Consider the following 13,424-nt stretch of genomic DNA (forward strand, 5'->3'; position numbering starts at 1 on the left):
AAAGATCTGGCTAAAGGGTTGATATAGCAGAACCAGAAGGTATAAATGTTCAAGATGCCTTATTGCGAATATACAGTGCGATTTCTAATTTTGTCTCTTTAACTGAGTCCATGATGATATCGTGGTTTATTTTCCTGATTTACCATCTATGCCTAAAGCAACACCAAATTGTGTTTAGTTTAAGCATGATGAAAATTTATTTTTATAATGTCGAAAATAATGGTGAGAGCAAAAAGGGCTCAATGCATAATAAAAAACACTGATAACACGTCCAAAAAATGTACTCTTGGTAAAGGCAGGAAAGGGATTGGGATAAAATAGTGAATAAAATCAGTCGTATTATTATGTCGTTGTTTTTTTACTTAAAAATATACACATACAGTTGTGCTATATGATGTTTAAAACATACTCAAAGCGCCATCTAAGAGGCTCAAAATAATGAAGCTGTATAGCAACGTTCATTCTCGCGGCATTACGGTATTGCCGTTTTTAAAAGAGTTAGATATTGAAGATCAGGTCGAAATTATTCATATCGAATATGCAGATTTAGCGGATGCTGAATATTTGGCTTTGAACCCAATGGGGAAAGTCCCATTTTTAGTGGATCAAGGTTCGGTGATTTCAGAAACTCCTGCTATTTTTGCTTATTTGGCAGATAAATATCTCGAAAAAGGTTTCGCGCCTGCTTTCAATGACCCCAAGCGTGGTGAATATTTGAAATGGTTATTCTTTTGTCATGGACCACTCACTGAGTTTATGGACGTGAAAAGTTTAGGCATTTCTGAACAACAGCTAGAGACTAGAAAAAGAAGTTTGGGTTTTGGTACAGAAGCATCTATTTATCGGTTTATAAAAGTAGGTTTAGCTCAGGCGAAGCCATATTTGTTGGGCAATCAAATTAGTGCCGCAGATTTGTTTTTGGCCTATTGGTTAATCTATGCCATTTCTTTCAAAATTGTCCCATATTTCGACGAATTTAAACCTTTTATCCAGTTGATTCAAAGTCGCGATGCGGTACAGGGAGTTGAATGGGTACAAGCGATTTAAGTCCAATACACCTAGGGCTATAAAACCGTGCCTTAGTGCTCATGCCAGTCTTAAGCAATAGACTGCATTTTATTTGAGAATCTAAGTTTAAACGTATGATGCTATTTGATGCGCAGAAACATCACTTGTACTTGCTCAAGGTAAAACGATTTAAAAATAAGGTTTGCGATTTATGAATCACTACAAGGGATTTGGTGACTTGTGTAGTCGGGGGTATGCGCCACAAGCCGCTTTTTTTTTGCGAACTCAATATATATTCTGAGGGGGCATTCGGGCTTAACCAAAGTAGTAGTTGAGCTATAAATATTTGATCTAGAGTATAGAAGATTCTGTTTTAAAGAACTAAAAAGTTGAGGAGTTTAGTACAAAACCCCTTAACGGATCAGCATTATGGTTTAGCGTAGTTGCTTATGTTCTGGATTGTGCCAGAACCTTGTGATATGGCATTAGCTCACATGCAGTTTGGCAAAGAGCTGTTGGCTAACCGTGTTTAAGGTCTGTGGAATCGCTAATGCTGCAACAAAACGGTCTGGACGAAGTATGACCACAGACTCAGTCGTTTGACCAAACCAACTGCGGATGTCTGTGTCCAGATCGCCTACCGTGATCACCCCGTCATACTTTTGGCGTTTTTCATTGTCCAGTTGCACTGCTGGAATGACTTGAACAAACTTGACGCCCAGTTTTTGCCATTGTTGCATGTGCGCTGGTGTGAGTCCCCACTTTGGATCTACCCCCCAAGCGATGATGGCAAAGTCATTGCTCAGAACCTCATCGAGTAAAACAGTTTTGCCAGATTCAAGTTTAACATGTGGTTGAATGAACATTTTGCCGACAGGTGTGGTTTTACTGCCATCAGTGATTAGTGCACCAGCATGATATTTCGGCATAGGTTTGAAACGCATTTCGAGTAAATACTGTTTAATTGGCTTGATGTAGTTCAATGCATGAGCAATACCATCACGCACAAAGCCTTGCCATTTTTTCGGTGGTGCCAGTACATGACCTGCCATCACGGAAAGGTCGATCATGGCTTTGGCATGGTCTTTACGTTCAACTTGGTACGAGTCTAATAATTCCGCAGATGCTTTGCCTTGTACAACCAATGCAACTTTCCATGCAAGGTTGAAAGCATCGCGCATGCCACTATTATAACCTTGACCTTGCCATACAGGCATAATGTGGGCGGCATCGCCTGCCAGTAAAATACGGTCGACACGGAATTTTTCTGCAATGCGTGCATTGTGGGTATAAACACGCTGACGAATCACTTCAATACCATCGGTTGTTGGAAGTACTTTGGACAATAGTTTGGCAATATTTTCAGGCTGACTGAGCTCTTCCTGAGTTTCACCAGGCATCACCATAAACTCAAAACGACGAATACCATGTGGAAGGGCTGCCGAAACATAAGGACGTACAGGGTCACAGCATAAGTAAATATGTGGTGTTGCCAGTGGGTCATTTTCAATATCAATCACAATCCACTGGTTTGGTGCTGTTTTACCTGCAAAATCAATATTCAATGTACGACGAATAATGGAATTTCCGCCATCACATGCAATTAAGTATTGTGCTTGAATGATTTCTTCAGTTTGATCTGCGGTTTGTAGCTTTAAAGTGACACCAGTTTGATCTTGGCTAAATTCAATCAATTGACGGGAAAACAATACATGAGTCTGCTCGTACTGTTTCAGACCTTGTAATAAGACATTGTCTACTTGTGGTTGAATAAAGGCATTCCGACGCGAAAAACCAAACTCACGGGTTAAAGGTTGGATGTCTGCAAAGCAACGCCCTTTTGGCGTTAAAAAACGCATAGCATGATTCGGCGTGGTATGTGGTAAGACCTGTTCGACTAAGCCCAAAGACTGAATCGTCCGTAGAGACTCATCATCAATCCCAATTGCACGCGGGTAATCAATTAAGCTATCTAACTGTTCAATGACTGTAACTTGTACGCCTTGCTTACTTAAATAGTTGGCAATGGTCAAACCGACAGGGCCAGCACCAAGAATTGCGACTTCAGTTGTGTAATTTGCTGTGTTGCGCATTGCGAATGTCCATTTAATTCACTTTTACAGTTATTAACGGTGAAAAAATGAGGCAGAACAAGCTAGTCAATAGTAGGTCATGGGTATAAAGATAATGAGACTTTGTGTTTGGTATAGTGTGTAGTTTATTGTTTATTATTAAAATATTCCGCTTTCTACTATAAGCTTTCACCTTGAAATGATCACTAATTTCTATGATTTAAATCTATCAGCAAAAAAGAAACCAAGACAGGACAAGTCTTGGTTTCTGATTGTGCTAAATAAGAGCTGTAATCATGCTGGAGAGTAGGTCGCTTTATTACAGCAAGTAATAAATTATTTAGCTGCTTTTTCTTGGTTTGGTTGCTCTGCTGAGGCTTCTGAAGCAGGTGCATTTGCACTTAAGTCAGTGGTTTCAGCTGTTTCTTGAGTAGATACAACGACTTTATCTTCCTGTGCAGGAGCTTCCTGAGTTGCTGCAAAAGTTGTAAAGCTCGCAGCAGTTAAAGATGTTGCAATTAATAAGTGTGAAAGTTTCATTGTTTCGGCATCCTTATATTTTATAGAGAAACAGTTCAGATTGTTCATCACATCAATTTGAACTGAGCTTCATGCTAGCGTCTGAATATGCGAGGTTCAATTGAAGCAACAATGTGAAAAATGCACTTTACCTAAAACTACAGATGATGAAAAAATGGTAGGCTTTAAGTAACAAGTAGAAGCTTTTTGTGAGTCAAAAAACTGAAAATGTAGAAAAATTGATCAAAATATTTGAGTGAAAACTCACATAAAATATACAAAGGCGATGGAAATGGAACAAACCGTGCATTTTGACGTTGAATAAAATGTAAATAAAGGTTTCTAAGAGTGAATAAGCCCAGTTTAAATACATACTTTGATATGTTGCGTGTGTAAAGCCGTCGATTTAAAGTGAGAAAATGAGACATTTAAACTAAAATAATCGCTTATTTTATTGTGCTGTTTTTATAGTATTTCAGATTAGGTGGAACAATTTTGAAACTGATGGCGATGCAACAGGCGGTTCCAACGCATATTATTTCAGGTTTTTTGGGGGCCGGTAAAACCACCTTACTGATGCATTTGTTGAGTCAAAAACCTGAACATGAAGTTTGGGCAGTGTTGATGAACGAATTTGGGCAAATTGGTGTCGACCAACAGCTTATGCCACAAAGTGAAGGTTATGCAGTTAAAGAGTTATTAGGCGGGTGTTTATGCTGTAGTAGTCAGCTTCCGATGCAAATTGCATTGTCTCGATTGCTCTCAGAACAAAAGCCTGATCGACTGTTTATTGAACCGACAGGCTTGGGTCACCCTGCACAGTTATTAGAGCAACTGACAGAACCACATTGGCATTCGACTCTGCGTATGCGTGCGCCAGTCACTGTGCTGGATGGTTCACGCTTACATGATCAGACGTGGACGGCACAAAACTTATATCAAGATCAGTTGAAGGCAGCGCAGATCGTCGTTGTTTCGCATTATGCTCAGATGCAAAGTGCAGATTTAAAGGCTCTTGAGCAGCTACAAACTGAATATCAAGCTTATGCTCAGCAGTGGCTTATGGCAGATCAGGGGAATATCCAGCTTGAACAACTTGACTTTGACTATGTTGCGACTAAGCGTCAAAACCAACCTTTACTGAAAGTGCAACAACAATTAAAAGCAAATCAACAGGAATTTCCTGAAATTAAGCAACTGCCTTATCACTATGTAGAATCGGCGCAGGGCTATAGTGTGGCAGGTTGGAAAATGCCAAAACGTTGGGTTTTTGATTTTTATGATTTACTCGATTTGTTGTGTGAGCAGCAGGATTGGCGGAGGATTAAGGGGATTTTCCATACCAATCAGGGTTGGAAAGCATTTAACTTTAATCCCAAGCAATTTAATTATCAGGATGTCGAAGAAGGCATTGATAACCGAATCGAGTTGATTGTACAGAACGAAAGAGATTGGTTGATGTTTGAAACTGCATTATTTGCATGTCGTATTGAGTAATGAGGTAAATTGTTTTAAGCAAAATGAGCTGAAATCTTATATGCTATTCGGCAAATTTGAGGACGGTATTTATGGCGCTTAAAGCTACAATTTATAAGGCAGATTTAAATATTGCCAATATGGACGTTCACCAATATGGTGATTATCAACTTACCTTGGCTCTGCATCCTTCAGAGACGATAGAACGTTTGATGGTTCGTCTTTTGGCTTTTGCACGCTTTGCAGATGAGGCTTTGGAGTTTACCAAAGATCTCTTTGAAACCAATGAACCTGCACTTTGGGAAAAAGACTTAACAGGTCAGTTGGTGAAATGGATTGAAGTGGGAAGCCCTGACGAAGACAAAGTCAAAAAAGCCAGCGCGCGTTGTAAACAAGTTGCTGTTGTGACCTATGGCACTGCTGTTGATGAATGGTACAAACGCAACAGTAAACTAAAGACTTTGAGTAATGTTGAAATTTGGCAACTGTCTGCACAAAGTACAGAAGCGGTTCAGGCCCTTTGTGAACGGACCATGCAACTTCAGTTGAACGTGATGGATGGTGAGTGGACTTTAATTGGTGACAATGCACAAGCTACGATTGAGTGGACTCAATTGCAATAAACAAGCAGTTCAACAAAATTTATTTATAAAGTAATAGTGGAGCGAATAGATGAGCGCTGAATTAGAAATTATTGATTTAGTTGTTGGTGAAGGTAAAGAAGCAGTAAAAGGTGCTTTAATCACCACACATTATACCGGATGGTTAGAAGACGGAACTAAGTTTGACTCATCTTTAGACCGTGGAAACTACTTTGAAACGGTGATCGGAACAGGTCGTGTGATTAAAGGTTGGGATCAAGGCATTATGGGGATGAAAGTGGGCGGCAAGCGTAAACTAATTGTACCGTCACATTTGGCCTATGGTGAGCGTAAGATGGGCAACGTGATTCCAGCCAATTCAAATTTGATTTTTGAAATTGAATTGTATGATGTAAAAACACGAGACTAATCAGAATTATTGATAATGAATCAATTATAAGGATGTATTTGATTCATTTGTAAAAATCACTTGGTTTTTAAGAAAAACATTTGTAGATTAATTCGTAGGCAGAGCGTATTAAAGGGAAGAGTCGCTTTTGTATAGCTCATTAGGCAGACAGCATGTTATCTGGTTTATTCTAAGCTGTTTGTTAATTTTAAGTCTTATACCTTCGACGTGGGCGCAATATGAAGCAGAGCCTGCGCAGTATTATTTACATCAAAAGAATGTCAATAATATTCAATTTACTGAGCAAACAACCAGTTATTTAAATGGAATATGGTCTTATTATGACCATGAACTGATTACTCAGCCCAATCAAAAATTAGCATCAAAAACAACGGAGCTTCCTATTTCCTTTAAGGAGCTAACGGGTAGTAATATTGATTATGGTACCTTTATTGGTCATTTTAAAATTCCTGATGAATTTATTGGTCGACGTTTAGCTATTCAAATCCCCAATCAAAATTCTGCTTATCGAGTTTATCTAAATGGCGACTTTCTCGTTCGTTTAGGAGATGTCGCAGATAATGTAATGCAACAGCAGACAGAAAATGCCCCACGTATTGCCTATTTTGTACCAGACAGCCCTTATTTTACTTTAAGCATACAGGCTTCAAATTTTAATAAGCTACGCGGTGGTCTTGAAAGTCCTATGCATATCGGGGTTGCTAAAACAGTTAATCGGCATTATCAGCAGTTAATGATGAGCATAGCCATGATCTGTGGTGCAGTATTTGGCGTGGGAATGTTCACCACGATGTTTTCTATTTTCCGTGGCTCAAACGAGAGGAATAGCAAAAGTATTTTTGTGTTCGGGATTTTTATTCTGTTTTTAGCCTTACATAATTTGTTCACAGCACCTTATGCCTATACCACTTTTTTAGATATCAATTGGTTGTGGGGCATACGCTTAGAGTATTTATTTATCTATTTAGCGATCATGTTCTTTTTGAGTTATATGTATTTACTCGATCAGAAATATTTGCACCATTGGATATATACAGCTTCTATGTTGGTGCTGACGTTAAATGTCGTTATAACACTTTTATCCGAACAGGAAGTTTTTGAGCCTCTGGCTTTTTATAGTGCCTTATTGAGCATTGTGATTCTGTGCAATTTTGCCTATGGTTTTTATATTACCTTAAAGACCAAGCAAAAATATTCAAAGCTTAATTTTTGTGCTGTAATTCTATTGTGTTTATCGTTTATCCATGACTTCTTATTAACTCTACATGTTATTGATTCGATTCATTTGTCCTTTATTTCAACGAGCCTTTATGCACTTTTAGTGATGTTTCAGCAATCACGAAACTATGCCCATCAGACCTATCATACCGAGCGCTTGAATAATAATTTGATTGAATTGAATAGCTCTTTAGATATGAAAGTACAACAAAGAACATCACAACTTCATGATTTAAATGAAAAACTAGAATATCAAATTCAAATAGATGCTTTAACGGGGGCCTATAATCGCCGTGCGTTAAATAGTGAAATTCAAAAGCGGTTCATGGAAACACAGCAAAATAGTCATGCAACTTTGGCATTTGCCATGATGGATGTAGACTATTTTAAAAAATATAACGACTACTATGGGCATTTAAAGGGAGATGAAGTACTGCAAAACTTGGTCGCAGTCATTAGCGCAGTACTCCCACATAATGCTTATTTAGCGCGTTATGGCGGGGAGGAGTTTGCAATTGTTTTATATAATGTTCCTATCGTTATTATTCGCCAAATTATGCAAACTGTGTTAGATGCAGTGCGCAGTGAGCATATTGAACATCGTAATCGCTTAGATGAAAAAGGCTATGTAACTTTGAGTATGGGGGTTTCGTGGATGGATCATCAAACATCGTATGCCAATATTCATGACCTCATGAAAGCCGCAGATTTAAAACTCTATGAAGCCAAAGAGGCGGGACGTGATCAAATGAAAATGCCAATCGAATCATCTTTATGACAGTTGTTTAATCATGGGGATCGAGGTTGTATCAGAAGTGTATTGGCTACGAATTTGGAAACCGTGTCTTTGGTAAAAGCTTAGCGCAGTTTGCGTGCTTTCAAGGCTAATTTGATGGATCTTTTTGCTTTTAAAATGTTCAATGACTGTGTTCAATAAGGCTTTACCTATACCACGGTGCTGCTCTGCCGATGAGATATAATTAAGAAGAATGCGACCTTGATCGCTCACCATAATAAAACCTACAACTTGCTGATTCATCACATAAACCCAACTGTCATTATAATGCATCCACATAATCAGGTTGGATTGGGTCTTATTTTCTAACCAAACTTGAATTGTACTTTCATGACGGTGGTGGTCTTTGATACAAGATCGAATGCTGTCATGCACGACATTTAATATCTCAGGGATGTCCTGAATCTGAGCTGCTCGTATCATGTTTTCTTCTTGGAGCTATATGAACAGCTATTTCATGCTAGAGCACACGATTACTAAATTGAATTATTGTTAGTCGCGATGTAGCTGTGTTGTTTGATTATATTGACTTGATTAAATTTTATAGTCTTTTTGTGAGCTGAAAATTTAATTTTGTGATGCTGTTCGCATTAATATTGTATTTGTTGAATGAAGAGCATTGATCGTACATTTAAAGATTATTTCTGAATAATTAGCGTGATTCGTATGCAATAGCACACGCTAGGGTCAGATGTTTTGATGTTTATTTGAACAATAATGCTGTATTTTAAAAGAATATATCTGTTACGAGAGCAGGGAATGGCAACTTTTTTATTGATGATTTGCATACTCATTGCTTTGGTTGCAGCATCTATTATTGTTATCAAAATTCAGAAAAAGCAGCGTTTTTTAAAACGGCAAAAAAAGGAAACTGAGTTGCAAGTTCAATCAGCGCAGATGACAACCCAAATTGAAAGTGATGCTCAAGTTGAACGTGTGATTGAAATTGATGCCTATGAACAAGTGCTGTTTGATGATGTTGCAAGCTTGTTTTTAGATCAAGCGATTTTGTTAAGTGCTGAGGAAGATGCAGAACTGATGCAAAGTACTTTGTTGGTTAAAATGCCTGCAAAAACCCAGACTCAAATCCGTAAAATGGACTTAAACGAATGGTCGATTTTTTGGAGTTTTTACGATCAGTCATTGGAATATTATGTGAGCCGTTATGGTATGTTTTATACACATATTGACCGTAGTGGGCGAGAGCACAAAAAAAGCCATCGGACTCGAGATTAACGATTTTGCTTATGCGCGCTCAATGTTGAGTATCGCCATAGATAACTGTTTGAGAATTCGTTCGGCAACATGGGTCAAATAAAAGTCATCTTGGTTTAAACGCGTCATTAAAATCGCCCCTTCATAATCGGCAACACTGATTTTGGCCAAAGAAGCTGCGTTTACCGTAGGCATGACTTGGTGGAAATAGTCAAAAAGTGAGGTTTCCCAGTCTTGAAAAATAGAGCGAATCTTGAGCTGTATTGTTTCAGATAAATGAGGAATTTCTAAAGACAGCATACCCACCAAACAGCCTTGTACACCTGTACTAAAAAAGGTTACGGCTTGTTGATGGAGGTGTTCAAAGCGGCCGCAATACTCGATTTGATTATTTTTTAAAATATTAAAGACTCGGTTTTTTAAATACTGTTGGCTAACGTCTAAAATATCCAAAAGCAATGCTTCTTTATTGGGATAATAATAATAAAAAGCGGCTTTACTCAGCCCACAAGATTTTGCCAACAAATCCATACTGGTGCCTGCATAACCATGTGTTTTAAAAGTTTGCATACAGTGGAGCTGGATTTGCTCTTTGCTGAGTTTTTGCGGGCGCATAGGTATTTGGTATTCCGTTTAGAGTTTCGTAGTGGTGTGTGGTGAAGATGATAGATAGCGATCAAAAGTATTCAGCATGTTATCCCAAATGTTTTCAGCACCTTGACGGAAATATCCCATGTGCCCAATTTCTTTCAAGCCATATTCACTGGCTTCAATGTTGAGATAGTGCAGATATGCCTGTCGATAATGTTGCATAAACGCATGCCTTGAGTTGGGTAGAGCCCAGTCATCATCCAGTGCTGAAACAGCATAGATTGGGGTCTTTACCTGAGCATACTGTTCCAGTAAATGCTGTTGTTCAGGGTCTGCAAAAAAGTAGGTCGGATTTTTACACCACTTTCGCCACTGCGTGTAAACATCGACAGGTAAATCTGCCCCCATTTTGAGTATGCTCCAAGGTAAATAACCCTTAAGTGCAACCATGGGTGGGAAAATAATATTCCACATCACATGGACTTTCATCTTCTCACGAAACGGCATGTAGCCATGCCAACCTGCACCTGTACCGAAGCAATACATCGCAGTAACTTGGTCATGATTATCGGTTAAACCTAAGGCTTGGCCACCATAGGAATGCCCAACCACAAAAATGGGTTTACCGTCTTGTGCGACGAAGTCAATTGCACCAGATAAGTCCAATTGTCCCCAGTCTAAATAGGACATACTAAAACCTTTTAACTGCTTCGGTGCAGAAAGCCCCACACCGCGATAATCAAAAGTTAGGACTTGATAACCTAAAGTGACTGCATACTCGGCAAAGCGACGATAGAACTGCTGTGGTACGCCTGTTGCGCTGGCAAGAATTAAGTTTGCTTTGATAGGGCCTTGAGCACGATAGAGTGTTCCCACCAGTGCATAAGCATCCCGTGCGGAAAAATGAATGGTTTGCTTCTCAATTTGATGTGTGTTTAAGCGGGCTGTGGCATGCATAACAGGCTCTTTTAAAGTTGAAAATAAAAATGGCGGTAATTTTGCACTGCTTATTTTCCTGAGAATTGGGCAGGACGTCGTTGTAACATGGCCATGACACCTTCTTGAACATCTTGAGTTTTTAGCAAAGGCGTTAGGTGCTCTTGTAAATGGCTAAAGGCATAGTCTGCGCCGTGTTGTGCTGCCTGTTGTGCAGAAGCAAGCGTGGCTTGAACGGCAAGTGGAGCAGCCTGTGCAATTGACTCGGCAAGGGTAAGTGCTCGGTCTAGTGCAGAATTTGGCGTGGATGTTTCTACAACCTCGGTAATTAAGTTCAGATCGAGAGCTACATGCGCATTGAAGCTATCCCCTGTGAGTAGATAACGCATAGCTTTATTCCAGCCTGCTGCTTGTACAAAACGTACTGTTGCACCGCCAAAGGGTAAAATGCCGCGCTGAACTTCCATTTGGGCAAACTGTGTATTGGTATCTGCAATCACCACATCGGCATTGAGCATCAGCTCAATTCCAGCGGTAAAGCAAAAGCCCTGTACTGCGACCACAACGGGTTTAGTCCGCAGTCTGGAACTGGTGCCCCAAGGATTAATTTGCGACGCAGGAAAGTCGAAAATACCTTGGCTTAATTTTGGCTGTAGTTCAACCAGATCTAAGCCAGCAGTAAAGTGTTCACCATGAGCAAAAATCACCGCACAGCGTAGGGCAGGATCATCTTCATATTCAGTGAGTGCTAAGGATAAGTCATGAATCATATAGCTATCAAAAGCATTACGTTTAGCTGCACGGTCTAGACCAATTAAAAATAACGAGCCACGCACTTCGCGACTGACACGCCCTTGTTGTTCTGACATTTTGATTATTCCTCTTTCGTTTTATAAGTTTTTAAACGATTGTTAGAAAACTGTCAAAGCGTATCCGTATATATTCTGTGACTCAGCAGTTAGGTCAGACATACACGCAAATAAGTAGAAGGTAAGATTGGACGAAATTATCTTGCCTTTCGTGGTGTTTTTTTCATAATAGCAGCATTGTTCTCATGTCAGTCTGACTATGTCCAACCTTGAAATATTTGCCGTCATCATTAGCTTGATTGGGGTGACTTTGACCATTAAACGCAATATGTGGTGTTGGTGGTTTAACTTTGTTGCTTTCTTGTTATATGCCTATTTGTTTTATACCTATAAGTTGTATGGCGAAACCATTTTGCAATTTTTCTTTGTGGTGGTGAACTTTTATGGATTTTATCACTGGTTCAAAGGCAAACAGCAAGATCATGAGATTCGGATTGAACCGATTACAGCTCGGCAAGTGATTTTGCAAATGCTACTTGCCGCTGCGGCTGGTGCAGTATTTGGTTTGAGCTTAAAGTATTTGACCGATGCTGCTGTACCGCTACTGGATGCACAGCTCGCAGCATTTAGTCTGTTGGCGACTTATTGGACCAGTCGTAAACATATTGCGACATGGGTGCTGTGGGTCTTTGTCGACATTGTTTATGTGGGCATGTTTATTTATAAAGACTTGTTCTTGACCGCAGGCTTATATGCAGGCTTTGTTGGCTTAGCGGCTTTTGGATGGTGGCAATGGACACAGGTACGTCATAAACAACAGTTGAAAAGTACCTAGGTTTGGGCATGTTGATTGATTTTAAACAAACACAATTGGCTCAATTTGAGTCAGTCATCGAACGTTTAAAAGCGAGCCCAAAGGAATACTTGGACTTTACTTCAGTTGCAGATTTTTATCAGGCGACATGGTTAAAAAACCTGCCTAGCAGCGCCAGTTGGGCGGTTACAGGGCTAGATGATGGGGCAGAGCATTTTGATATTCGCTTGGCCTGTTTTGAGCGCGTGGTTTTTATTCATATAGCAGAGCATATTGTCATACAGAATGGCACACATTGATATCCAGATCACGGTATAGTCGGTGCTGGATCATCGTCTATGCTTGATCTTTCTACAGGATAACGAGCTCCAATTTTTCAGTCCTGATCTGGGCATGGATGGTTACAAAAACAAAAAAATAAAGGATTTAATGCTATGGCACATCAGTTTGTCGTCAATGCCACCATCAACGGTGTTTCATTGGATGATTTCCGTCGACTCGCAGCCGATATCAACTTACATGAAAATGTTTGTCGTCGTATTCCAGGTGAGAAGTTGGAAATTTTGGAGTCGAATAAAGTCGGCGATATTTATACCCTCAAGCGTGCGTATAATTTGGATGTCAACATTCCCGATATTGCGAAGAAATTTTTAAAAGATGCGTTTCGTTTACATCGTACCGATGTAAGTAATTTAACTGCACTGAGTTCAGAAGTGCGCTTAGATCCGAATTTACCTCTTGAAGCGAGTTGCCAACGTAGTGTGTCAGGCAATGATGAACAGATCCATTTTCAAATGGAGTGGACGGTAAAAGTGAAAGTACCATTAATTGGCGGTATGTTAGAAAAACATGCCGAAGGTGAAATTCGGAAGTTTAGCCAAATCGAGCTTGATATTGTTGAAGATGAACTGCGCCAAAATCTGCACGCAGAAACATTAAGCTAAAGGTTTTGACCACAT

General features: G+C 39.6%; 15 protein-coding genes. 9 read left to right on the plus strand and 6 right to left on the minus strand.

All coding sequences use genetic code 11. The features are described from left to right. Nucleotides 1-438: 438 nt before the first annotated feature. Nucleotides 439-1,047, plus strand: coding sequence for a glutathione S-transferase family protein (locus B4F08_RS00755; protein ID WP_110975087.1), 609 nt, complete (start codon nucleotides 439-441; stop codon nucleotides 1,045-1,047). Nucleotides 1,048-1,493: 446 nt separating this feature from the next. On the opposite strand, the gene B4F08_RS00760 is transcribed toward B4F08_RS00755, so the two are convergent. Both B4F08_RS00760 and B4F08_RS00765 read right to left on the minus strand, forming a co-directional pair. After that, nucleotides 1,494-3,101, minus strand: coding sequence for a bifunctional 3-(3-hydroxy-phenyl)propionate/3-hydroxycinnamic acid hydroxylase (locus B4F08_RS00760; protein ID WP_291372469.1), 1,608 nt, complete (start codon nucleotides 3,099-3,101; stop codon nucleotides 1,494-1,496). Between the two features lie 315 nt (nucleotides 3,102-3,416). Next, nucleotides 3,417-3,620 carry a hypothetical protein gene (locus B4F08_RS00765; protein ID WP_086208493.1) on the minus strand — a complete coding sequence of 68 codons (204 nt, stop codon included), beginning with the start codon at nucleotides 3,618-3,620 and terminating at the stop codon, nucleotides 3,417-3,419. A gap of 474 nt (nucleotides 3,621-4,094) precedes the next feature. Here B4F08_RS00765 and B4F08_RS00770 point away from each other — a divergent pair, with 474 nt between their 5' ends. From B4F08_RS00770 to B4F08_RS00785, 4 genes are all read left to right on the plus strand, one after another. Beyond that, the gene (locus B4F08_RS00770; RefSeq protein ID WP_213066000.1) at nucleotides 4,095-5,096 is read left to right on the plus strand and encodes a CobW family GTP-binding protein; all 1,002 of its coding nucleotides are present in this window, start codon (nucleotides 4,095-4,097) and stop codon (nucleotides 5,094-5,096) included. 71 nt (nucleotides 5,097-5,167) lie between these two features. Next, nucleotides 5,168-5,698: a YaeQ family protein gene (locus tag B4F08_RS00775; RefSeq protein WP_110975089.1), complete on the plus strand. Its 531-nt coding sequence runs from the start codon at nucleotides 5,168-5,170 to the stop codon at nucleotides 5,696-5,698. A gap of 49 nt (nucleotides 5,699-5,747) precedes the next feature. Next, complete coding sequence (locus B4F08_RS00780; protein ID WP_086208491.1) at nucleotides 5,748-6,086, plus strand: FKBP-type peptidyl-prolyl cis-trans isomerase; 339 nt, start codon at nucleotides 5,748-5,750, stop codon at nucleotides 6,084-6,086. 127 nt (nucleotides 6,087-6,213) lie between these two features. Beyond that, nucleotides 6,214-8,082: a sensor domain-containing diguanylate cyclase gene (locus B4F08_RS00785; protein WP_291372474.1), complete on the plus strand. Its 1,869-nt coding sequence runs from the start codon at nucleotides 6,214-6,216 to the stop codon at nucleotides 8,080-8,082. On the opposite strand, the gene B4F08_RS00790 is transcribed toward B4F08_RS00785, so the two are convergent. Continuing rightward, entirely contained in the window at nucleotides 8,077-8,523 is a 447-nt protein-coding gene (locus B4F08_RS00790) for a GNAT family N-acetyltransferase (RefSeq protein WP_291372475.1), read from the minus strand. The two genes, B4F08_RS00785 and B4F08_RS00790, sit on opposite strands and share 6 nt — an antisense overlap. Nucleotides 8,524-8,859: 336 nt before the next feature. Between B4F08_RS00790 and B4F08_RS00795 the strand changes: the two genes are divergently transcribed. Beyond that, the gene (locus B4F08_RS00795) at nucleotides 8,860-9,336 is read left to right on the plus strand and encodes a hypothetical protein (RefSeq protein WP_171405793.1); all 477 of its coding nucleotides are present in this window, start codon (nucleotides 8,860-8,862) and stop codon (nucleotides 9,334-9,336) included. A gap of 9 nt (nucleotides 9,337-9,345) precedes the next feature. Here the strand turns inward: B4F08_RS00795 and B4F08_RS00800 are convergent, their stop codons facing one another. The 3 genes from B4F08_RS00800 to B4F08_RS00810 are packed head-to-tail and all read right to left on the minus strand — an operon-like array spanning nucleotide 9,346 to nucleotide 11,711. Further along, the gene (locus B4F08_RS00800; protein WP_110975091.1) at nucleotides 9,346-9,930 is read right to left on the minus strand and encodes a TetR/AcrR family transcriptional regulator; all 585 of its coding nucleotides are present in this window, start codon (nucleotides 9,928-9,930) and stop codon (nucleotides 9,346-9,348) included. 18 nt (nucleotides 9,931-9,948) lie between these two features. Then, nucleotides 9,949-10,863, minus strand: coding sequence for an alpha/beta fold hydrolase (locus B4F08_RS00805; RefSeq protein ID WP_291372479.1), 915 nt, complete (start codon nucleotides 10,861-10,863; stop codon nucleotides 9,949-9,951). Nucleotides 10,864-10,913: 50 nt separating this feature from the next. Next, nucleotides 10,914-11,711, minus strand: coding sequence for a crotonase/enoyl-CoA hydratase family protein (locus tag B4F08_RS00810; RefSeq protein ID WP_291372481.1), 798 nt, complete (start codon nucleotides 11,709-11,711; stop codon nucleotides 10,914-10,916). Between the two features lie 199 nt (nucleotides 11,712-11,910). Here B4F08_RS00810 and pnuC point away from each other — a divergent pair, with 199 nt between their 5' ends. The 3 genes from pnuC to B4F08_RS00825 all read left to right on the plus strand — a co-directional run bounded on the left by pnuC (nucleotide 11,911) and on the right by B4F08_RS00825 (nucleotide 13,409). Then, a complete protein-coding gene (gene pnuC / locus B4F08_RS00815) occupies nucleotides 11,911-12,486 on the plus strand; it encodes a nicotinamide riboside transporter PnuC (RefSeq protein ID WP_291372483.1) in 576 nt (191 codons plus the stop codon). An 8-nt stretch (nucleotides 12,487-12,494) separates the two neighbouring features. Next, a complete protein-coding gene (locus tag B4F08_RS00820) occupies nucleotides 12,495-12,764 on the plus strand; it encodes a hypothetical protein (protein WP_110975095.1) in 270 nt (89 codons plus the stop codon). Nucleotides 12,765-12,899: 135 nt separating this feature from the next. Beyond that, nucleotides 12,900-13,409, plus strand: coding sequence for a DUF2505 family protein (locus B4F08_RS00825; protein WP_119063552.1), 510 nt, complete (start codon nucleotides 12,900-12,902; stop codon nucleotides 13,407-13,409). Nucleotides 13,410-13,424: the final 15 nt, after the last annotated feature.

It is taken from the genome of Acinetobacter sp. UBA6720, assembly GCF_002454215.1.
Taxonomy (GTDB): Bacteria; Pseudomonadota; Gammaproteobacteria; order Pseudomonadales; family Moraxellaceae; genus Acinetobacter.

Excerpts from the sequence above, each read along its gene's own strand:
- B4F08_RS00780 (WP_086208491.1), top strand. The coding sequence starts at position 5,748 with ATGAGCGCTGAATTAGAAATTATTGATTTAGTTGTTGGTGAAGGTAAA.
- B4F08_RS00760 (WP_291372469.1), bottom strand. The coding sequence starts at position 3,101 with ATGCGCAACACAGCAAATTACACAACTGAAGTCGCAATTCTTGGTGCT.
- pnuC (WP_291372483.1), top strand. The coding sequence starts at position 11,911 with ATGTCCAACCTTGAAATATTTGCCGTCATCATTAGCTTGATTGGGGTG.
- B4F08_RS00795 (WP_171405793.1), top strand. The coding sequence starts at position 8,860 with ATGGCAACTTTTTTATTGATGATTTGCATACTCATTGCTTTGGTTGCA.
- B4F08_RS00820 (WP_110975095.1), top strand. The coding sequence starts at position 12,495 with ATGTTGATTGATTTTAAACAAACACAATTGGCTCAATTTGAGTCAGTC.
- B4F08_RS00790 (WP_291372475.1), bottom strand. The coding sequence starts at position 8,523 with ATGATACGAGCAGCTCAGATTCAGGACATCCCTGAGATATTAAATGTC.
- B4F08_RS00775 (WP_110975089.1), top strand. The coding sequence starts at position 5,168 with ATGGCGCTTAAAGCTACAATTTATAAGGCAGATTTAAATATTGCCAAT.
- B4F08_RS00805 (WP_291372479.1), bottom strand. The coding sequence starts at position 10,863 with ATGCATGCCACAGCCCGCTTAAACACACATCAAATTGAGAAGCAAACC.
- B4F08_RS00755 (WP_110975087.1), top strand. The coding sequence starts at position 439 with ATGAAGCTGTATAGCAACGTTCATTCTCGCGGCATTACGGTATTGCCG.
- B4F08_RS00800 (WP_110975091.1), bottom strand. The coding sequence starts at position 9,930 with ATGCGCCCGCAAAAACTCAGCAAAGAGCAAATCCAGCTCCACTGTATG.
- B4F08_RS00810 (WP_291372481.1), bottom strand. The coding sequence starts at position 11,711 with ATGTCAGAACAACAAGGGCGTGTCAGTCGCGAAGTGCGTGGCTCGTTA.
- B4F08_RS00825 (WP_119063552.1), top strand. The coding sequence starts at position 12,900 with ATGGCACATCAGTTTGTCGTCAATGCCACCATCAACGGTGTTTCATTG.
- B4F08_RS00765 (WP_086208493.1), bottom strand. The coding sequence starts at position 3,620 with ATGAAACTTTCACACTTATTAATTGCAACATCTTTAACTGCTGCGAGC.